This is a genomic window from Rhodococcus sp. ARC_M5, from assembly GCF_022810405.1.
Lineage (GTDB): Bacteria > Actinomycetota > Actinomycetes > Mycobacteriales > Mycobacteriaceae > Rhodococcoides > Rhodococcoides navarretei.
This window is the reverse complement of sequence record NZ_JALGQE010000013.1, coordinates 96,351-115,372: the sequence shown is the minus strand read 5'-3', so window position 1 is coordinate 115,372 and position 19,022 is coordinate 96,351. Positions and strand designations below refer to the sequence as shown.

General features: G+C 63.7%; 18 protein-coding genes and 1 pseudogene. 8 read left to right on the top strand and 11 right to left on the bottom strand.

The features are described 5' to 3' along the window. Positions 1–15: 15 nt before the first annotated feature. Genes MTX34_RS19210 through MTX34_RS19195 form a run of 4 tightly spaced genes read right to left on the bottom strand, consistent with a single transcriptional unit; the run spans position 16 to position 3,546 of the window. Entirely contained in the window at positions 16–786 is a 771-nt protein-coding gene (locus MTX34_RS19210; protein WP_243610451.1) for an enoyl-CoA hydratase-related protein, read from the bottom strand. Then, positions 783–1,634, bottom strand: a complete 852-nt coding sequence (locus MTX34_RS19205; protein ID WP_243610450.1) for a 3-hydroxyacyl-CoA dehydrogenase family protein — start codon at positions 1,632–1,634, stop codon at positions 783–785. The genes MTX34_RS19210 and MTX34_RS19205 overlap by 4 nt, the downstream gene beginning before the upstream one ends. Next, the gene (locus MTX34_RS19200; RefSeq protein ID WP_243610449.1) at positions 1,631–2,350 is read right to left on the bottom strand and encodes an enoyl-CoA hydratase/isomerase family protein; all 720 of its coding nucleotides are present in this window, start codon (positions 2,348–2,350) and stop codon (positions 1,631–1,633) included. The genes MTX34_RS19205 and MTX34_RS19200 overlap by 4 nt, the downstream gene beginning before the upstream one ends. Further along, on the bottom strand, positions 2,347–3,546 hold the full coding sequence (locus MTX34_RS19195; RefSeq protein ID WP_243610448.1) for a thiolase family protein: 1,200 nt from the start codon (positions 3,544–3,546) through the stop codon (positions 2,347–2,349). Before MTX34_RS19195 ends, MTX34_RS19200 begins: the two co-directional genes overlap by 4 nt. Before the next feature lie 110 nt (positions 3,547–3,656). Between MTX34_RS19195 and MTX34_RS19190 the strand changes: the two genes are divergently transcribed. From MTX34_RS19190 to MTX34_RS19170, 5 genes are all read left to right on the top strand, one after another. Further along, entirely contained in the window at positions 3,657–4,268 is a 612-nt protein-coding gene (locus tag MTX34_RS19190) for a TetR/AcrR family transcriptional regulator (protein WP_032380646.1), read from the top strand. 171 nt (positions 4,269–4,439) lie between these two features. Next, positions 4,440–6,467 (top strand): phenylacetic acid degradation bifunctional protein PaaZ, encoded by a 2,028-nt coding sequence (gene paaZ / locus MTX34_RS19185; protein WP_243610447.1) that lies wholly within the window; start codon positions 4,440–4,442, stop codon positions 6,465–6,467. Next, positions 6,464–6,781: an EthD family reductase gene (locus MTX34_RS19180; RefSeq protein ID WP_243610446.1), complete on the top strand. Its 318-nt coding sequence runs from the start codon at positions 6,464–6,466 to the stop codon at positions 6,779–6,781. Before paaZ ends, MTX34_RS19180 begins: the two co-directional genes overlap by 4 nt. 23 nt (positions 6,782–6,804) lie before the next feature. Next, positions 6,805–7,173, top strand: coding sequence for a hydroxyphenylacetyl-CoA thioesterase PaaI (gene paaI / locus MTX34_RS19175; RefSeq protein ID WP_243610470.1), 369 nt, complete (start codon positions 6,805–6,807; stop codon positions 7,171–7,173). A 30-nt stretch (positions 7,174–7,203) separates the two neighbouring features. Beyond that, positions 7,204–8,316 carry a CdaR family transcriptional regulator gene (locus tag MTX34_RS19170; RefSeq protein WP_243610445.1) on the top strand — a complete coding sequence of 371 codons (1,113 nt, stop codon included), beginning with the start codon at positions 7,204–7,206 and terminating at the stop codon, positions 8,314–8,316. Here the strand turns inward: MTX34_RS19170 and MTX34_RS19165 are convergent. Then, complete coding sequence (locus MTX34_RS19165) at positions 8,300–9,706, bottom strand: FAD-binding oxidoreductase (protein ID WP_243610444.1); 1,407 nt, start codon at positions 9,704–9,706, stop codon at positions 8,300–8,302. The genes MTX34_RS19170 and MTX34_RS19165 overlap by 17 nt on opposite strands. Before the next feature lie 298 nt (positions 9,707–10,004). Here MTX34_RS19165 and MTX34_RS19160 point away from each other — a divergent pair, with 298 nt between their 5' ends. Then, entirely contained in the window at positions 10,005–11,306 is a 1,302-nt protein-coding gene (locus MTX34_RS19160) for an MFS transporter (RefSeq protein WP_243610443.1), read from the top strand. A gap of 89 nt (positions 11,307–11,395) precedes the next feature. On the opposite strand, the gene MTX34_RS19155 is transcribed toward MTX34_RS19160, so the two are convergent. From MTX34_RS19155 to MTX34_RS19145, 4 genes and pseudogenes are all read right to left on the bottom strand, one after another. Then, a complete protein-coding gene (locus tag MTX34_RS19155) occupies positions 11,396–11,689 on the bottom strand; it encodes a helix-turn-helix domain-containing protein (RefSeq protein ID WP_243610442.1) in 294 nt (97 codons plus the stop codon). Further along, the gene (locus MTX34_RS19150) at positions 11,686–12,090 is read right to left on the bottom strand and encodes a VOC family protein (protein WP_243610441.1); all 405 of its coding nucleotides are present in this window, start codon (positions 12,088–12,090) and stop codon (positions 11,686–11,688) included. The genes MTX34_RS19155 and MTX34_RS19150 overlap by 4 nt, the downstream gene beginning before the upstream one ends. Positions 12,091–12,142: 52 nt before the next feature. Beyond that, a pseudogene (locus MTX34_RS26150) lies at positions 12,143–12,238 on the bottom strand (alpha-ketoacid dehydrogenase subunit beta); the annotation flags it as partial. Positions 12,239–12,347: 109 nt separating this feature from the next. Next, the gene (locus MTX34_RS19145; protein WP_243610440.1) at positions 12,348–12,527 is read right to left on the bottom strand and encodes a hypothetical protein; all 180 of its coding nucleotides are present in this window, start codon (positions 12,525–12,527) and stop codon (positions 12,348–12,350) included. 396 nt (positions 12,528–12,923) lie between these two features. On the opposite strand from MTX34_RS19145, the gene MTX34_RS19140 reads away from it, so the two are divergent. Next, positions 12,924–14,213 carry a cation:proton antiporter gene (locus MTX34_RS19140; RefSeq protein ID WP_279393485.1) on the top strand — a complete coding sequence of 430 codons (1,290 nt, stop codon included), beginning with the start codon at positions 12,924–12,926 and terminating at the stop codon, positions 14,211–14,213. Continuing rightward, positions 14,207–16,471, top strand: a complete 2,265-nt coding sequence (locus MTX34_RS19135) for an MMPL family transporter (RefSeq protein WP_243610438.1) — start codon at positions 14,207–14,209, stop codon at positions 16,469–16,471. Before MTX34_RS19140 ends, MTX34_RS19135 begins: the two co-directional genes overlap by 7 nt. 92 nt (positions 16,472–16,563) lie before the next feature. Here the strand turns inward: MTX34_RS19135 and MTX34_RS19130 are convergent, their stop codons facing one another. Then, a complete protein-coding gene (locus tag MTX34_RS19130) occupies positions 16,564–17,415 on the bottom strand; it encodes an SAM-dependent methyltransferase (protein WP_243610437.1) in 852 nt (283 codons plus the stop codon). After that, on the bottom strand, positions 17,412–18,839 hold the full coding sequence (locus tag MTX34_RS19125; RefSeq protein WP_243610436.1) for an AarF/ABC1/UbiB kinase family protein: 1,428 nt from the start codon (positions 18,837–18,839) through the stop codon (positions 17,412–17,414). Before MTX34_RS19125 ends, MTX34_RS19130 begins: the two co-directional genes overlap by 4 nt. Between the last annotated feature and the right edge of the window lie 183 nt (positions 18,840–19,022).

Genomic DNA, 19,022 nt, shown 5'->3' with positions numbered 1-19,022 from the left:
GGGTCGAATTTCCGCTCACATGCCGACGAAGGAGGCTCTTTTCTTGGCAAGGAAGGCATCGACGGCGGCTCTGTGGTCGACGGTCTGGCCCAGAGCGGTCTGTGCCTGCGCCTCGCGGTCCAGTGCGTCGGACAGTCCGGATCGCGCGATCAGCGACTTGACCTGCTTGTAGGCCCTGGTCGGACCGGACGCGAGGGAGGTGGCCAGTGTGCGTGCTGTTTCGAGAACGTCCGCGTCGTCGACGACGCGATGCACCAGGCCCCAGTCGAGGGCCTGGGCGGCTGTGACCTTGTCGCCGAGCAGCATCAGACCCGCCGCCCGACTCGATCCCAGTGCCTCGACCAACGTGTAGCTCAATCCAGAGTCGCTGGCCAGGGCGATACCGGTGAACGCCGTCGCGAACGAGGACTTGGTACCGGCGACTCGGATGTCTCCAGCGAGTGCGATGCCCAGACCTGCGCCGACGCACGCGCCGGGGATGGCCACGACGATCGGCACCTCGAGCGCTGCGAGCCCTCGGATGACCGGGTTGTAGTGCTCACCGACGGTATCCATCGCTGTGGCGGGGTCGGCCTCGAGTGCGGAGACGTGCTCGCCGAGATCCTGGCCGACGCAGAAGTTCTTGCCCTCTGCGGTGATGAGCACCGCGCGCACCTCGGGTACAGCGGCGCTCTGGACCGCCTCCGCCAACGCGAGCTTCGTCGCGACGTCGAGTGCGTTGTGCGCCTCGGGCCGCGCCAGGGTGATGGTCGCCAGGCCGTCGGTGATGTCGAACCGTACCGTCATGTGTTCGTCCAATCGTGAAAGCCGCGACCGGACTTGCGTCCGATGTCGCCGCGAGCAACCATGTCTCGCAACAACTGCGGGGGAGTGAACCTGTCGCCGAGGGTCGACGCCAGGTGTTCTGCGATCGCGAGCCGGACGTCCAACCCGACGAGGTCGGTGGAACGCAGCGGACCCATCGGGTGCTTGTAGCCGAGTTCCATGGCGCGATCGATGGATTCGGCGTCGGCGACGCCCTCCTCCAGCATCCGAATGGCTTCGAGCCCGAGGCAGACGCCGAGCCGGGAGGTCGCAAAGCCGGGGGAGTCGTTGACGAGCACCTCGGTCTTGCCCAGGAGCGACACCCATTGCTGCACCCGCTCCACCACATCCGCAGATGTGGCCGGCGCACGCACGATCTCGACGAGAGTCGACGCCGGAACCGGGTTGAAGAAGTGCATCCCGATGAAGCGACTCGGATCACTGAGTGCTGCGGCGAGTTCGGCGATGGAAATAGAGCTCGTGTTCGACGCGATGACGGTCTGGGGCTCGGCGATCTTGTCGACGAGAGCCAGTACCTCGACCTTGAGCGACGGGATCTCGGGCACCGCTTCGACAATCAGATCGAGGTCGGCCGGGAGATCCGCTGGCCCGGCGACGGTGGAGACCCGAGCAAGAATTGCAGCGGGGTCCTCGCTGAGCTTGCCGCGCTCATGGGCCCGGGCTAGTCCGGTCGAGACTCGGCCGAGGGCTGCTTGTTGGTCGGCTGCTTCGGCGATGACGACGGTGGAACCGAGGGCTGCGAAAACCTGGGCAATACCTGCACCCATGCGGCCGCCACCGACGACGGCCACGTGCGTAGGAACTGTCATTTCTTCTCCAGAAATGCCGTCATGCGGCGTTGTTTGTCTTCGGTCTCGAACAGAACGGCCTGCGCGATGTCGTCGGCCCACGGGTGTGAACCGGGTGCATCGAGGATCTTCTTGGTCAGCTTCAGTGCCAGAGGTGCTTGCTTGGCAATGCGATCCGCCAGTGCGTGCGCTGCGGCCAACGGCTCGTCGACGACGTCCAGCACCAGGCCGGAGCGGAGTGCTACCTGTGCGTCGAGCGTCCGGCCACCGAGAAGTACCTGCTTCGCGACGGAGACTCCCATCAGCGTCGGTAACCGGTAGCTGGCCCCGGCGGCAGCCATGATGCCCAGGCCCGGTTCGGGATTGCCGAACACGGCAGTCGACGACGCGATCCGGATGTCGCAGGCGTAGGACAGCTCGGCTCCACCGCCGAGGGCGTAGCCGCGGACGGCAGCGATCGTCGGCAGGGGGAGTGCGGCGATGCGGTCGAACAGGTTTCGGTTGATACCGCGCAATGCGTCGTCGCGGGTGCGGGCGCGCAGCTGATTGATGTCGGCACCGCCGGCGAAGTGCTCGCCCGCGCCGGTCAGGATGACGATTCTCGGATCCTGCTCCACGAGCCCGCACACCTCGTGCAACTCGCCGATCATCTCGGAATCAATTGCGTTGCGCTGCTTCTCGCGATTCAGAGTGACGACAACGCGGTCCGTCAGCTCCTCGACGACGAGCGTGTTCACGGTGCCTCGATCAACATCGACACGCCTTGCCCGACGCCGACGCACAGGGTCGCGAGCCCGCGGGACGCCTTCTCGCGTTCCATGCGACCCAACAGCGTCAACAGGATTCGGGCACCCGACGAGCCGAGGGGGTGGCCGAGTGCGATCGCCCCGCCGTCGGCGTTGACGATGTCCTCGTTCAGTTTCAACTGACGGATGACGCCGAGGGACTGCGCGGCGAAGGCCTCGTTGAGTTCGACGGCACCGAGGTCATCGACAGACCACCCGGCGCGAGTGAGCGCCTTCTGCGTGGAGGGCACCGGCCCGAGTCCCATGATGTGCGGTGCGATGCCTGCGCTCGCACTGGTGACGATGCGGCCCCGTACCTCGAGGCCGTACTTGTTCACGGCCTCCTCGGAGGCCACGACCAGCGCCGACGCACCGTCGGTGAACGGTGAGGACGTTCCGGCGGTGACGATGCCGTCCTTGCGGAACACGGTCTTCAGCGTTCCGAGCTTCTCGAGCGTGGTTCCGCGTCGCGGCGTCTCGTCCTCGGTGACCACGCCGTTCTTGGTCGTGACGGGCACGATCTCGTCGGCGAAGCGTCCGGCATCCTGGGCGGCGATGGCACGCTGCTGACTGCGGAAGGCGAAGGCATCGGACTCCTCGCGGGTGATGCCCTCGCTGAGCGCGACCTCCTCGGCGGTTTCGCCCATCGACAGGGTGATCTTGGGATCGGTCCCCGCATCGTGCGAGGCGAAGGTCGGATTGGTGAAACGCCAGCCGAGGGAGGTATCGAAGATCTCTCCGGGCTTGGCCCAGGCGGTTCCCGGCTTGGCCATGACCCAGGGCGCGCGGGTCATCGACTCGACGCCACCGGCGACGATGATGTCGGCCTCGCCGCTACGAATGGTGCTCGCGGCGTTGGCCACTGCCGTCAGGCCGCTCGCGCACAGGCGGTTGACGGTATATCCCGGCACCGTGTGGGGGAGTCCTGCGAGCAGAACCGCCATTCTCGCCACGTCTCGATTGTCCTCGCCTGCCTGGTTCGCGGCACCGAGAATCACCTCGTCGATCCGGTCGACGGGCACACCGGCTCGCCGGACTGCCTCGGCGACGACCAGCCCGGCCAGATCGTCGGGACGCACCGAGGCAAGGGCTCCTCCGTAGCGTCCGTGCGGAGTACGTGCGCCGGCCACGAGAAATACTTCGCCCACTGGGATCTCCTTCGTACGGTTGCGTCATTAATAACCGAACATTCGGTCGTTTGGCAAGGTTTGCTGCCCACGGTGCTGTGGAATCCGGCGCCGACTGAGAAGATGTGGCAATGACAACCGCACGCGCGCCGCGCAAGACCGGACAGCCAGGGCGGCCGGGATACGACCTGGACTCGCTGTTGGCAGTGGCGGTCAAGGTCTTCAACGACCGTGGATACGACGGCACCAGCATGGAGGTTCTGGCGAAGCGGCTCGGCATCACCAAGTCCTCGATCTATCACCACGTGTCCGGCAAGTCCGAGTTGCTCGAACTCGCGCTGTCGCGCGCTCTCAATGCTCTGTTCGCCGTGACGACCGAGGATCGGGCGACGACCGGGCGATACATCGACCGCCTCGAATACCTGGTGCGACGCAGTGTGGACATCCTGTGTGCGGAACTGCCCTACGTGACGCTGCTGCTGCGAGTCCGCGGCAACACCGACGTCGAGCGCCGCGCCCTCGCCCGTCGCCGCGAATTCGACTCGTTCGTCACCGGGCTCGTGGTCGCCGCCGCCGAGGAGGGCGACCTTCGTCCAGGGGTGGATCCGGCACTCGCGTCCAAGCTCGTGTTCGGCACGGTCAACTCGCTCATCGAGTGGTATCGCCCGCGCACCGGCGGATCCGTCGAGGAATTGGCCGACGCCGTCGTGGCGCTGACCTTCGACGGGTTGCGCCGCACGTAAATAGGGCCATGCCCCGCCACCGGACCTGAGCGTTCGATATCGACGACCAGGCGCGGCTTTCCGTCGACCGGCTGCGATCGTGAACGCTCAGGTCCGCTCTCGGTCCTTGACATCTCGGCGTCCGACGGCGATGGTAATTACCGACCGAACGTACGGTGAGATGGAGGCGTTGTGAGCAGACTTCTGGAAAGCTATGCCCAGGGAGCGTGGTATTCCGCGACCGACGAGGGAGCGCCGCTGATGAGCGCCGTCGACGGCAGTGAGATCGCCCGGGTGTCGTCCAGCGGTCTCGACGTCGCAGGCATGGTGGACTACGCCCGCACCGTCGGCGGCCCAGCGCTCGCAGCACTGACGTTCCACGAGCGTGCAGCCCTGCTCAAGCAGTTGGGCCTGACGCTGATGGCCGGCAAGGAGGAGTTCTACCAACTCTCCCGACACACCGGAGCCACCACCCGCGATTCCGGAGTCGACATCGACGGCGGATTCGGAACCGTGCTGAGCTATGCGAGCAAGGCCCGACGCGAACTCCCCAACGAGACGGTCTATCTCGACGGTGCCATCGAGCAGCTCGGCAAGAAGGGCACCTTCCTCGGTCAGCACATCTACACCTCGCGGCGCGGTGTCGCCGTGCAGATCAATGCCTTCAACTTCCCCGTCTGGGGCTTCCTCGAGAAGCTGGCACCCGCGTTCATCGCCGGTGTGCCGTCGATCGTCAAGCCCGCCAGCCAAACTGCATACCTCACCGAGCTGGTGTTCCGCCGAATCATCGAGTCGGGATTGCTGCCCGAGGGTTCGGTGCAGTTGCTGTGTGGCAGCGCCCGCGGTGTCCTCGACCACCTCGGCGGCCAGGACTCGGTGGCGTTCACCGGATCCGCCGATACCGCTGCGACCCTGCGCTCACACCCCAACGTCGTCGGCGAGGGACTGCACTTCACGGCCGAGGCGGATTCTCTCAATGCGTCGATACTCGGTTCGGATGTGGCACAGAACGATCCGGAATTCGATCTGTTCGTCAAGGGTGTCTTCACCGAAATGACGTCGAAGGCCGGTCAGAAGTGCACGGCCATTCGCCGTGTGCTGGTGCCGCAAGCCTCGGTCGAGCCTGTCATCGAGGCGCTGAAGGCAAAGCTGGAGAAGGTCGTCGTCGGTGATCCGGCCGACGAGGGCGTCACCATGGGTGCACTCGCCAGCATCGACCAGCGCGACGAAGTCCTCAAATCCATTCGTGGACTTACCAAGTCGGCAACGGTCGTCTTCGGCGACCCGGACGCCGTGGATTCGCGACCCGGCGCGTTCATGGCACCGGTTCTGTTGAAGGCCGGCGACAAGGCCGCACCCGAACCGCACGAGATCGAGGCCTTCGGACCCGTATCGACCGTCATCGGTTACGAGAACACCGCAGATTTGCTCGACCTCGTCGCGCGCGGAAAGGGCTCTCTGGTCGCGTCTCTCGTGACCAAGGACTCTGCGATCGCGCGCGAGATCGTCCTGGGCAGTGCGCCGTACCACGGACGCATCCTGGTCCTGAACTCCGAGGACGCCAAGGAATCGACCGGGCACGGGTCTCCGCTTCCGGTTCTGGTGCACGGCGGGCCCGGTCGCGCAGGCGGCGGCGAAGAACTCGGTGGCATCCGCGGCGTGCTGCACCATATGCAGCGCACCGCAATTCAGGGAACACCGGACGTACTGACGGCCATCGGCAACAAATGGGTGACCGGCGCGAAGCAGACGACCGGCGACGTCCACCCGTTCCGGAAGAACCTCGGTGAACTCGAGCTGGGCGACACCATCATCGGTGGGCCCCGACAGGTGACCCGCGCGGACATCGATCACTTCGCCGAGTTCACCGGCGACACCTTCTACGCGCACACCGATCCCGAGGCGGCAGCGGCCAATCCGCTGTTCGGCGGCATCGTGGCGCACGGCTACCTGGTGGTCTCACTGGCCGCCGGGCTGTTCGTAGACCCGGCACCGGGCCCCGTGCTCGCCAACTTCGGCGTCGACAGCCTGCGATTCCTGACGCCGGTCAAGGCCGAGGATTCGTTGACGGTCACGTTGACGGCCAAGCTCATCACTCCGCGTCAGAGTGCCGACTACGGCGAGGTGCGATGGGACGCAGTGGTCGTCAACCAGGACGGCGATCCCGTCGCCACCTACGATGTTCTCACTCTCGTCGCGAAGCCCGAGGTCGCGTCATGAGCGTGCGAGTGGCCGTCTGTTACGGGATGCCCGAGGACCCTGCGGCATTCGATCGTCACTACGCAGACGTGCACGTGCCCCTCGCGCGTGCAGTTCCAGGGCTGGTCGACTTCACCTGGGGCACGCTCGACTCGCTCGACGATTCACCACCGCCGTACTACGCGATCGCCAGTCTGTACTTCGCGGACGAGGCATCGCTGAAGGCAGGATTGGCCTCGCCCGAGATGACAGCGGCAGGCAAGGATCTGCGCAACTTCGCGACCGGGGGCGTCACGATGTTCACCCAAAACGAGCGATCGGTGTTGCAGCCGTGACCGATTCGTCTATCGCCCGCGAGATGTTCGAGGTCGACGCCGCGTCCCGCAAGCTCGGCATCGAACTGATCGAGCTGTCACCTGGCCATGCGAGGATGTCGATGGTCGTCACCGAGGACATGGTCAACGGGTACGCCATCACCCACGGCGGCTACGTCTTTCTGTTGGCGGACACGACGTTCGCAATGGCTTGTAATTCGCACGACGATTCGGCCGTCGCGGCCCGCTGCGACATCCGCTATCTCCGTCCGACGAAGGTAGGAGATGTGCTCGTCGCCGACGCCGTCGAGCGTGCGAGGTTCGGCCGCAACGGACTGTACGACGTCTCGGTGACGTGCCGAGGCGAGCTGATCGCGGAATTCCGAGGCGACAGTCGCACCATAGCGCGCTAGCGATCCCGCACGTGGAAGTACGGTGAGTCGATGACCACTGCAGATCTCTCGGCGCTGGCAGACGCAACTGCCACGGCAGTGGGCGGCGCAGTGTCGGTGATGGATCCACAGGGCTACGTCGTCGCATACTCGTCCGTTCCAGGCCAGCCGATCGACGACGTGCGGCGCGACGGAATTCTGGGCAAGCAGGTCCCGGCTCGATACATGGTGCACCACATAGATCCGGACTTCCGACGCAGTTCGGCTGTCCACGTGGTCGATGTGGCCGGGGCGCTACCGCGTCTGGCAGTAGCGGTCTCGGCCGACGGCGAGTACCTCGGCTCCATCTGGTGCATCGTGTCCACCGCCCCGTCCGGCCCACCCGATAGTGGGGCGGTGACCGCATTGACTCGCGCGGCCGCTGCTGCGGTGCCATTGCTCCTTGCTCGACGTAGTCCGGCCGGACCCGGTAACCCCAGGGCACGTGCGTTGTTGACCGATCCCGCCGTCGTCACCTCGCCCGGTAGCTGCTTCGCGGTAGTGGCTGCGAGGGTGGACTCGGCGCAACCCGATGTCCTGCTCGTGCAGCTCGGGGGCCTGTTGGAGCTCACGTTCGGCGGTGATGCTGATTCCGGGTTCATCGTCGACGAACACGTCGTGTTCTTCGTCGTGGCGAGGGACGACGACCGCGGTGTCGCCGAGGAGGCCGAGGAGGTCCGACGCCGCGCGGAGGTAGCGTTCGGGGTGCCGGTGACCTTCGCGATCGGCGGTCCGCATGCGCGGCCCGCGGTGGCGCGTAGTCACGCACGCTGGGCACTCGATGCGGTCGAGAATGGGGCGCATACAACGACATTCGAGCAGAGCCGGGTGCCGGTCACCCTGAACAGGGCGACCGATGCGCTGTCGGACGTACCGTTGGCGATTCCGGCCGTCGAACGGATGCTCTCCTCCGACGCTGCCGAAGGTACCGACTACGGCGCGACGGTACTTGCGCTACTTGCGCACGAATCCAATGTCGCCGCAGCGTCGGCATCGCTGTATCTGCACGCCAACACTTTTCGTTACCGGCTGCGGCGAACGAAGGAACTCTTCGATCTCGATCTCGATGATCCCGACACACGATTGCTCGTGTGGATGTCGCTCCGGCTCAGGGCCGGGCGGTGAGGACCTTGCCGGGGTTGAGCAGATAGTGCGGGTCCAGTAGTTCCTTGATGCCACGCTGTAGTTCGGCTGCGACCGAGTCGAGTTCGGTTTCGAGAAGGTCCCGCTTGAGCAGTCCCACTCCGTGCTCGCCGGTGATGGTTCCACCGAGCGAGAGAGCGAAGGCCGCGATCTCGTCGAATGCTCGGTGAGCCTTGGCCAACGAGGACGGGTCGGTCGGATCCACGATGACCGTCGGATGAATGTTGCCGTCGCCGGCATGGCCGACGACTCCGATGACGATGCCCAGCCGATCAGCCACCCGACCCACCTCGTCGATCATCGTAGCGAGTTGCGAAATCGGTACGGACACATCGTCGACCAACGGTGAACCCAGGCGCTCCAGCGCGGGGTAGGCCAGTCGACGGGCCTGAACCAGCTGCTCCGACTCGACCTCGTCCTCGGCGACCGCCACGTCCACTGCACCGGATTCGGTGCACAGCGCGGCGATGGCCTCTAGCTCTTCCACGGCACCCTCGCCGATGTCGGACTGGGCGATCAGCACTGCGGCGGCGTCGGTTCCGAAGTCCATCCGCGCGTAGGCATCGATGGCGGCAATGGTGGTGCGGTCCAACAGCTCGAACAGGCTCGGGGTGATACCTGCCGCACGAATCCGCGACACTGCCTCTCCTGCCGCGACAGTGGACGGGAAGGTAGCGGCCATCGTGAGCGGGGTTGCATTGGGGAAGTCGAGACCGACAGTGGCCTCGGTGATGATGCCGAGGGTTCCTTCCGAACCGACGAACAGGTCCGCAAGAGACAGGCCCGCGACACCTTTGACAGTGCGGCGACCCACGAACGTCGCGCGGCCGTCGGCGAGTACGACACGCAGACCACGCACGAACCGTGCTGTGACGCCGTACTTCACGCAGCAGAGCCCACCTGCGTTGGTGGCGATGTTGCCGCCGATGGTCGACGCCTCCCAGCTGGACGGGTCGGGCAGGTACGTCAAACCCTGTTCTCGGGCAGCGTCTTTCAGTTCCTTGTTCGTCACGCCGGGTTGCACGACGGCGACGCGGTTGACGACGTCGAGCTCGATGATCTTGTTCATGCGGCGGGTGTTGAGTGCGATTGCCCCGGCACTGGAGTTCGCAGCACCCGCCAGACCTGTCAAAGCACCCTGCGGCACCACCGGAATGCGATGCGCGGACGCGATGCTCATGACTGCCCGGACGTCCGACTCGGTGGTAGGAAGTACCGCGGCAAGCGGAAGGGTGGATTCGCAGAGAGCTGCCGCGTCGTGCCGGAAGCTCTCCAGAACGTCCGGGTCGGTTACCACCGCGTCGGCACCGAGGGCGCGCATCAGTTCGTCGATGACCGGCGAATGTAGAACGAGGGTGGTCGGAGCAGTCATGAGTTCGAGTATGACCGGCGTCACTGGCGGTGTCTGCGTCGTTTCGGACGAACACTCGCGCTTCGGTCGGTAGATTTCGACGAACTTGTGGGCGGCCACGCTCGTCATGGCCTGCGCCACCTTGACAAACCATCGTGTCGACGGTCACAGTGATTACCGACCGAATGGACGGTGAGTTATATCCGGTTTTCGGTCGCCGAAATTGTTCGTGTTCCAACCCTATTACCCTGCCTCACGACACTCCGAATCGCCGCTCCTGTATCCGAGCGCCGGAGCCCGAACGAAACGAGACAAGTCGATGTCAACACAGGTCGAGACGCCTACCGGGGTGTCGCGCGAGCATCGCCGCGCCGCGATGGCCAGCATGGTCGGAACCACGGTCGAGTGGTACGACTTCTTCATCTACGCGCAGGCAGCGTCGCTGATCTTCGCCCAATTGTTCTTCGCGCCCATGGGCTCGTCCGGACAGCTCGTCGCCTACGTCACCATCGGCATCAGCTTCATCTTCCGGCCTCTCGGAGCCATCGTCGCGGGCTACTTCGGCGACAAGATCGGCCGCAAGAAAGTCCTCATTGCCACACTCACCCTCATGGGTGCGGCCACCGTCGGAATGGGACTGCTGCCGACCTACGCAACCATCGGCATCTGGGCTCCGATCATTCTGATCGTGCTGCGCATCCTGCAGGGATTCTCCACCGGCGGCGAGTGGGGCGGCGCGGCGCTGATGGCCGTCGAGCATGCACCGAAGGGCAAGCGTGGAATCTACGGTGCCGCAACGCAGATGGGTGTCCCACTCGGCATGCTCATCGCGGTGGGAACTCTGGCGCTGTGCACCGGCCTGCTCAGCGAGGAGCAGTTCGAGGCCTGGGGCTGGCGCATCCCGTTCCTGATCAGCTTCGTGCTGATCCTCGTCGGCTTCTACATCCGACGTCGCGTCGAGGAGACTCCGGTGTTCAAGGAGCTCTCGGAACGCAAGGAGCGCAACCACACTCCGGTTCGCGCACTGTGGCGCACCAACAAGAAGCAGGTCATGCTGGCCGCGCTGTCGTTCATCGGCACCAACGGCAACGGCTACATCATCGTCGGCGGCTTCATCGTCGCGTACTCGACGAGGGAACACGGTCTCGCTCGCGTGGACGTGTTGGTGGCAAGTCTGTTCGCGGCCATCGTCTGGGGAGTGTTCACCCTCCTCGGCGCGCATCTGTCCGATCGCTACGCTCGGACCACCATCATGAACCTCGGAAACGCGGCAATGGTGTTGTGCGCCATCCCGTTCTTCCTGCTGGTCGACACCGGTGAATTGCAGTGGATCTACGTGGCCCTCGGTCTCTTCGCCGTCGGACTTGGACTCTCCTACGGTCCGCAGCCGGCCCTGTACGCCGAAATGTTCCCTGCTGCAGTCCGATTCAGTGGTGCATCCATCGGCTACGCGATCGGCACCGTGCTCGGTGGAGCCTTCGTTCCGACCATCTCCGAGGCACTGTTCAAGGGAACAGGCACCTCGATGTCGATCTCGATCTACCTGATGATCCTGGCGGCGATCTCTTTCGTGGCCACCTCTCGCATCAAGAACAGACGAGACGAGGATTTGAACGTCTGACCCATCGATGACGACAGCCCCGCAACCAGCAGAGGTGCGGGGCTGTCGTCGTATACGTGGCCCCTACGGTGTTCACGCTCTCCAGGAGCTCAACGAACCTGTGGCGCAGTATCTTTGCCCCATCGCTCGAGTGCGACAATTGAGTCACGCAGGGCGAGGCCTCTTTCGGTCAGCGCGTAGGCCCGAGTGTTGTGCCGAAGGGGGAGACGGCTCAACACTCCGGCAGCTTCGAGTTCGCGTAGTCGGGTAGCAAGCATGTTCGTCGGTACGCCCAGGTCGCGCTGCAGATCGCCGTACCGTTGCGGCTCCTCGAGTAGCCGCTCGACAATGAGAAGTGCCCACCGCGCGCCGACGATGTCGAGGGCAGCGGAGAGGTCGCTCATTCGGCCGTATCGGTGTCCGTCTTCATCCAGAACGGCGAGTAGTGGTAGCCGTCGAGGTCGTCGAACTGGCGTTGGTACATGAACGCGTAATCGTCGATGTCTCCGATGCGTCCACCGGCAGCACCGGCGCGCTCGGTGAGCTCGTCGACCGCCTCGCGGCTACCCAGGTCGAACGAGACCGTGACCTTCGACGGGGTGTCGGGTCCGCCGATCAGCTCCTCGGTGCCACCCACGCTCGCATGCATCTCGCGGCTGCCGAGCATGACGTACTGCCCCGGTGTGATGGCGAAGCACGACACGTTGTGGTCGGACATCTCGGGGTTGAGCGTCCAACCGAGGGCTGTGTAGAAGGACGTTGCGCGCTCGACGTTCTCGACGGGGCAGGTGATGAACAGGCTCATGCTCTGATGCTTGCAAAATGCAAGTGCGGCGCAAGGCCCGATCTTGCTGTCTCCAGCTGTGCGCCGAGTCGTAGTGATACCCGACGCCGCCGATACCGCCCGGGAATGGAACTCGAATGACAATCGGTACGGTGAGCGCGCCACGAGTCGACGCTGCACCTCAAAGGCTGATCGACCGAAAGCTCGGGAACCGCAACGGTTCCGGTGCTTTCGTCGTTTCATTCTGCAGGTGACCGCATAGGTGTGTGCAGGACGAGTCAGGTCGGCTCGCCCGCAATGAAATCGGTGCGCAATATATCCATGAAACTGGTGATCATGTAGTTCGGGTGCGCAGTCTTCGAGATGGCGATGGCCGCGGCAGCTGCAGTACGTAAATGTATAGCCGCGGGCAATAGCCCGACCCTCGAGTGCATCTCCGTACAGATCTTGTCAGGCATGTGCGAATCCTTCGCGACCGGAAGGATTCGGCATCGAACCTGGGGTGGTGCACCTATTTCCTTTGCAAGGCTCGAAGAAATTTGCATCAGTTGTATTCGCGGTCCCCCACGCGCTCGAAAAGTGCGCCGACCATTGACGATGTTGCGACATTCTCGATAAGGTTCCTCACCGGCCGCGACGGGGATGATGGTGTGGGGGGGAATCGGGGGCGGGCCTCAGTGGCATGGACTTTCGTCAGCATCGGGAACAGTGAATTTGTAAGACGAGCCTTGTCGAAAGACGTGGCGTCGCGTGGATCGTTTGCCTACTGAGCGCTGAAACTGCAAAGGAAGCCATTGCCTTCACTATTGAGCATTGCCGGTCATTTCTTTCTTCAGATAACAGTTATTCTGCTGATGTACCGTCTCTTGTGGCCACTGTTTCGCAGGTTGGCTCAAGTGCAGGTAGTCGCGATCATGGTTGCCGGATTTGTCCTCGGGCCATCGATTCTGGGCTGGGTCCTGCCGGGCGCACAACAATGGCTGTTCCCCACCACACTGACCATCGGCAGCGAGACCATCGCCCACCCGAATATCGTCGCCATCTATGTGGTGGGTCAATTAGGCCTCGTGCTCTACATGTTCTTGGTGGGGGCCTCCTTCCGAACCGAAATCCTCCGAGACCATGCGCGGCAGGCGGGCGCGACATCGGTCGCGGGTATCGGTGCGCCACTCATTCTCGGTGGTGCTGCGGGATGGTGGTTGGTCAGCCGCGGTGGCTTCTTCACCGACGAGGTGGCCGCCTGGCAGGGGGCATTGTTCCTCGCCTCGGCGGTCGCCATCACCGCCTTTCCGATGCTGGCCTGGATCGTCTACGACTCGGGCCTGGCGAACACCCGACTCGGAACCATGGCGTTGTCGTGTGCTGCCATCGACGATGCGTGTTCCTGGATCCTCCTGGCAACCGTGGTAGCTACCGCGAAGGGCACCCCGCTGGGCGCAGTCGTCGCCGTCGGTGGGGGACTGGCATATCTGCTCTTCATGATCTACGTAAGTCGCCCTCTACTCGCCAAACTCGCGACCTGGACACCGCGCCACGGCGACCGTGGGACCACCGGCGATATGCCGATCACGCACGTGACCGTCGTCCTTCTCGTCGTGTTCGCGGCTAGCTGGTTCACCGATCTGGTCGGGATCTACTCGGTATTCGGTGCATTCATCGCCGGGATCGTGATGCCGCGAGGTCCGCTTCTCGACACGATTCGGAATCGATTCGAGCCGCTGACCGCGTACGTTCTGGTGCCTGCGTTCTTCATCTATTCGGGGCTGAACACCCAGCTGAATCTGATCTTCGACGCCTCGACACTTCTCGTGGCGGCCGTGGTCCTGGTCGTGTCGTTCGCGGTGAAGTTCGGTGCTGTCGGGCTGGCCGCTCGGTGGCAGGGAATGAGTTGGTTCGAGGCCGGTTCGATGGGCGCACTCGCCAATGCCCGGGGACTGATGGAGCTCATCCTGGTGAACATCGGATTCGAGGCGGGAATCATCTCGGCGCGCCTCTACACCGTTTTGGTTCTCATGACCCTGGTCACGACCTTCGTTGCAACCCCATTGCAGCGCCTGTTCGAGCGTCGACTTCACAGGTCGGGGTACATGTTCGGCCCGTCCGGGGAGCAGCCACTGGAAGAGGCGGTGAGTCGACCATGCTGACAAGGTGTGCGCGATTCACCGCCCACGCGCCACGGTCGGTGTTGGTTGCCGCGCTTCTGATCGGCTTCGCCGCCGCGATATTCGGCATCCCGGTTGCGGGACATCTGTCGGCGGGCGGGCAGCGGGATCCGTCGTCGGACTCCTCGCGGGTAGCCGACATTCTGGTCGAGAACTACAGCATCAGCGAGCAGTCGCTGGTATTTGTTCTCAGCAGCGATGAGGGGGCGAGGAGTCCGGCGGTCACCCGGGTTGCGGGCGAACTCGAAAGGGACCTGCTCGGCTCTGGGGTGGTGCTCGATTTCGTCTCCGCCTGGCGAGCTCCACCGCTGCTGGCCTCACGATTGTTCAGCATCGACGGCACATCGGGGTTGATCGTTGCGGGAATTGCCGGGGACGAGGACGAAGCGCAACAGCGCGCGGTCGCGTTGGTTTCGAGCATCGGTCAGGACCGTGATGGGGTCACCGTCCTCGCAGGTGGCCTGGCCGTGGCGTCGGATGAGATAAACGCGACGACACAGCGCGACCTGATAGTCGCCGAATTGATCGCCGTTCCGTTGATCTTCGTGGCGCTGGTGTGGATCTTCGGTGGATTGTATGCGGCGGCGCTTCCCCTTCTGGTCGGGGTTTTCTCGATCCTGTGTTCCCTGTCGATATTGCGCGCACTGACCTCCGTGACCAGTGTGTCGATATTCTCGCTGAATCTGGCGACCGCACTAGGTCTCGGTCTGGCGGTGGACTACTCGCTCCTGATCATCAACAGGTATCGCGAGGAGGTCACCGCCGGACACGGACGTCCGGATGCGCTCGAGCGTGCAATGGCAAGCGCGGGCCGAACCGTGCTGTTTGCGGCCCTCACCGTCGCCCTGTCGCTCGGTTGTATGACGTTGTTCCCCATGTACTTTCTCAGGTCGTTCGCCTATGCAGGTGTGGCGGTTGTGGTGATGAGCGCGGTGGCTGCACTGGTCATCGTGCCCGCAGTCATCACCGTGCTGGGCGACCGTATCGATGCTCTCGACGCACGGACGGCGCTGCGCCGCGTCACGCGCCGGTCGCAGCCGGAACCGGTGGCCATCACCGATACCTTCTTCTATCGTGTCGCACGAAACGCGATGGCGCACGCGGTACCCATCGCAGGAGTTGCGGTGGCGGCGTTGTTGATCCTCGGATTGCCGTTCCTCGACATCAAGCTCGGATTTCCGGACGACCGAGCATTACCGGCGTCGACCTCGGCCCGTCAGGTGGGGGACGAGCTGCGCGCGAACTACGGCGACGACGCGGCGACAACCCTGTATCTGGTGTTGCAGGAGGCGTCGACCCTCACCGACGCAGACTTCGGCGGCTACGCCTCGGGTCTGTCGCGTGTCGCCGATGTCACCGCGGTCTCGGCACCTACCGGCACCTACGTCGGCGGGATCAGAGTCGGGCCCCCGCTCACCGCAACGGGGACGAACGCCGGAACGGCACTTCTCACCGTCCAGACCGGGGCACCACGCTACAGCGAATCTGCGGATGCACAGTTGGATGCCCTACGCGGGGTGCCCGTCCCCGCGGGCGGATCGTCGTTGTTGATCGGTGGCGGAGCGCAGTTGGACCGCGACGCGGTAGCAGGCATCATGTCCCGGCTGCCGTGGGTCATCGGCATCATCGCCCTCGTGACCTTCGTCCTGCTGTTCATGTTGACGGGTTCGGTCTTGTTGCCCATCAAGGCCCTTGTCCTCAACTTCCTTTCGCTGACCGCTACTTTCGGTGCGCTTGTATGGATATTCGGCCAGGGCCACCTCGGCGGCCTGGGCACCACACCCACCGGGGTGATCGCCTCCAACATTCCAGTGTTGATGTTCTGCATCGCATTTGGGCTCTCGATGGATTACGAGGTGTTCTTGATGTCGCGGATACGAGAGTACTGGGCCGCCTCGAGTGGTACTCGCGAAGACAGCTGCGAGGCTATTGCATTGGGGGTCGCTCGAACCGGGCGTGTCATCACAGCAGCCGCGGTGATCTTGTCGATCTCGTTCGCCGCCCTCATCGCCGCGGAGGTGTCGTTCATCCGGATGTTCGGAGTGGGTCTGACCATTGCGATCCTCGTGGACGCCACCGTCATCCGCATGTTGCTGGTGCCGGCATTCATGCGAATCCTCGGCCGCGCGAACTGGTGGGCACCGGCACCGCTCGCGCGGTGGCATGACCGTTTCGCGATGAGGGATGAACCGGCTACCAGCCCATCGGCTCACGCGGGTGTGGACGGGTCTCGCACATAGAGTTTCCGGTCGTGCACCCGAAAATGGCGGTGTGCAATTGCATCGAAGTCGATGTCAACGATGCAAGCAGTGGCGCGGCATGTTCGTCTGGCTCAACGGTTGCCGGGCACGCCCTGAACTCGAGGGGAACTCGCTACTGTGAACGTGTGAATTCGATACCCGTCGCGCAGGCTTCTCAGCACGGTGTTGAAAACCATGGCGGGCACGGTGACTGCCCCCAACTCACGGGCCCTGCCGACGATCGAACGCGGTGTGTCGGGTTGCAGGTAGCCGTGGTAGAGAAATATCCGCTCCGGTTCTGGTTCGAGGAACTTGAACTCGGTACCGAGGGCGAGTATCTGGTCGTAGAGCTTTCCGATGTGCTTGTCGAAGAAAGCTTTGTCCATGAGGTCGCAGATCAGCGTGTGGCGTCCGAAGGCGTCGGTAAGCACGCCGAGGAGGTCGATGACCTCGGCCGCCTCGAGGTACATGAAAACGCCCTCGATGACGACCAGTGTCTCGGCGTCGGGGTCGCATTGTTGCAACGCGATAGGAAGGTCGCCGGCCGAGAAGTCGACGGCGATGCGCCGCAACGGATTCGGGCACGAACTGGTGGGGAGCCGGCTGTTCTTGTGGTCGATGATCGCGGGTTCGTCGAACTCGAACCATCTTCCCCCGGTGAGCCGGTAGGCGCGGCTGTCGAAGCCGGCCCCGATGTTGACGACCTGGATTTCCGGGTCTTTCTGCAGGCGTTCGCCGATGTCGTCCTGAATCATGCGCGCCCGCACCACGTTGCTGACGTTGCGGCGCTTGGTGCCTGCGAATCGCGCCAGGATGGCACGACCCTCGTCGGTCATGAAACCCTCGGCGTAGGTGTCTTCGCAGATCGGGTGTGGAGACGTTGCATCCTGTGCCCGGATACCGCAGCAGAAGAACGCTGTCCTGGAGATCGCGTTGGTCGTCACGTCAGCGTCGATTCATGGATATCGGTTGCGGACGGTAGGCCACGTTCACGAACCCAATCGTGGTGTAGTCGCCCCAGTCGGGTGACGGGTTCGGCGACACCGTCCATGTCGTCGGCTATCGCGCGGGCCGGCAGTGTCGCTTCGAGAGCACCACAGATGGTGGAGATGGCCTGATAGATGCGGGGAGCGAAAACGTAGTCCTCCGGAACTACCATCCGCGAGAGCGGATTGTCGGAGTCGAGGTCGAACAGCCACCGTGCGGTGCGGGCACCGCTCTTCGCGTTGTAGGTGGCGGGCTGAGGTGCCAGCACCACCTCGTAGAGCACCTGCGAATACCACTCGTAGATGTCCTCGGCGGTCAACGGCGATCCAGCGGCGATGAAGCCCGCGGTCACGAGGTCGTTCCGCAGCGAGATGATGTCACCGTCGATCACATTGCGCATGATCGAGACCCACAGCCTGCGCTTGTCCTCGGAAAGCACCTTGACACAGCCGAAGTCGACGAATCCGATCGAACCGTCCGGATGAAACCGGTAATTTCCGGGGTGAGGGTCGGCGTACAACAGGTTGGAATGGCGAAAGTTGCCGTCGCTGAACCGGATCACCACTTCGGCCCAGGTGTTCTTCAGTTCCTGATCTGCCAGTTGCGCTGCTGCCCAGCCCATCCCGTCGAGATAGGTCATGGTCAAGACCCGATCGGTGGAGGCCTCGGGCACGACGTCGGGAACATGAATGAACGGATGCCCGCGGTAGAGGTCCGCGAAAGCGGTGATAGTGGACGCTTCGCGTCGGTAGTCGACCTCCTCGCCGATACGCTCGGCCATCTCGTGCACGAGACTACGGTGATCGAACAGTGTGCTTCCGCCGGACGATGCGGAGGTCGCGAACCGCACCAGGGTCGCCATGAGCTCGGTGTTGGCCAGGTCCTCCCGAATCGCCTGCGCAACACCGGGGTATTGAATTTTCACCGCGACGTCACGACCGTCGTGCAATACCCCGCGGTGGACTTGGCCGATAGACGCTGCGGCGATCGGCTCTTCGTCGAAGTGTACGAACAGGTCTGCGGCCGTGGGGAGTTCAGCGGCCAGGACATCGCGAACCAGTTCGGGTGCCATCGGTGGTGCGTCCGATTGGAGCCGGGTCAGGGCCTCCTGGTAGGGCGATCGTCCGGTCGTCCCGCCGCCGTCCAGGTCGATCATGGACAGTAGTTGCCCGATCTTCATCATGGCGCCTTTGGAGTTTCCGAGAAGGTCGGTGTATCGCGCCGCCGTGCGTTCGTGGAAGCGATCCATCGCACCGGACTCGCCGGTTCTTTCGCGCACTTCCGCGACAAACCGCTCGCCGACGGTGCGCGCCGTCAACCCCGCCAGCGGCAGCGTTCGCTTGAGTCGTCCCTGAACAACGGGGTTCTCTCGATTTGTCATGCACAACTCCAGATTCGGTAAAGTTCAATTTTTGACAATTGCCGTCGCAGTGTTGTGTGGTCGACGCGGTCCAGATTAGCGGAGAATTGGCGAACATCACTGCAATTAATTGATACCACGATACCGATCTGCGGCACCGCTTGACTTCTCCTACGGAGTGGCGTCTTATAGGCGCTGAAGTGC

Coding starts and splice junctions, on each gene's coding strand:
- MTX34_RS19125 (WP_243610436.1), bottom strand. CDS start 18,839: ATGACAAATCGAGAGAACCCCGTTGTTCAGGGACGACTCAAGCGAACG.
- MTX34_RS19170 (WP_243610445.1), top strand. CDS start 7,204: ATGACCACTGCAGATCTCTCGGCGCTGGCAGACGCAACTGCCACGGCA.
- MTX34_RS19210 (WP_243610451.1), bottom strand. CDS start 786: ATGACGGTACGGTTCGACATCACCGACGGCCTGGCGACCATCACCCTG.
- MTX34_RS19150 (WP_243610441.1), bottom strand. CDS start 12,090: ATGAGCCTGTTCATCACCTGCCCCGTCGAGAACGTCGAGCGCGCAACG.
- MTX34_RS19180 (WP_243610446.1), top strand. CDS start 6,464: ATGAGCGTGCGAGTGGCCGTCTGTTACGGGATGCCCGAGGACCCTGCG.
- MTX34_RS19135 (WP_243610438.1), top strand. CDS start 14,207: ATGCTGACAAGGTGTGCGCGATTCACCGCCCACGCGCCACGGTCGGTG.
- MTX34_RS19205 (WP_243610450.1), bottom strand. CDS start 1,634: ATGACAGTTCCTACGCACGTGGCCGTCGTCGGTGGCGGCCGCATGGGT.
- MTX34_RS19165 (WP_243610444.1), bottom strand. CDS start 9,706: ATGACTGCTCCGACCACCCTCGTTCTACATTCGCCGGTCATCGACGAA.
- MTX34_RS19145 (WP_243610440.1), bottom strand. CDS start 12,527: ATGCCTGACAAGATCTGTACGGAGATGCACTCGAGGGTCGGGCTATTG.
- paaI (WP_243610470.1), top strand. CDS start 6,805: ATGTTCGAGGTCGACGCCGCGTCCCGCAAGCTCGGCATCGAACTGATC.
- MTX34_RS19140 (WP_279393485.1), top strand. CDS start 12,924: ATGTACCGTCTCTTGTGGCCACTGTTTCGCAGGTTGGCTCAAGTGCAG.
- MTX34_RS19155 (WP_243610442.1), bottom strand. CDS start 11,689: ATGAGCGACCTCTCCGCTGCCCTCGACATCGTCGGCGCGCGGTGGGCA.
- MTX34_RS19190 (WP_032380646.1), top strand. CDS start 3,657: ATGACAACCGCACGCGCGCCGCGCAAGACCGGACAGCCAGGGCGGCCG.
- MTX34_RS19160 (WP_243610443.1), top strand. CDS start 10,005: ATGTCAACACAGGTCGAGACGCCTACCGGGGTGTCGCGCGAGCATCGC.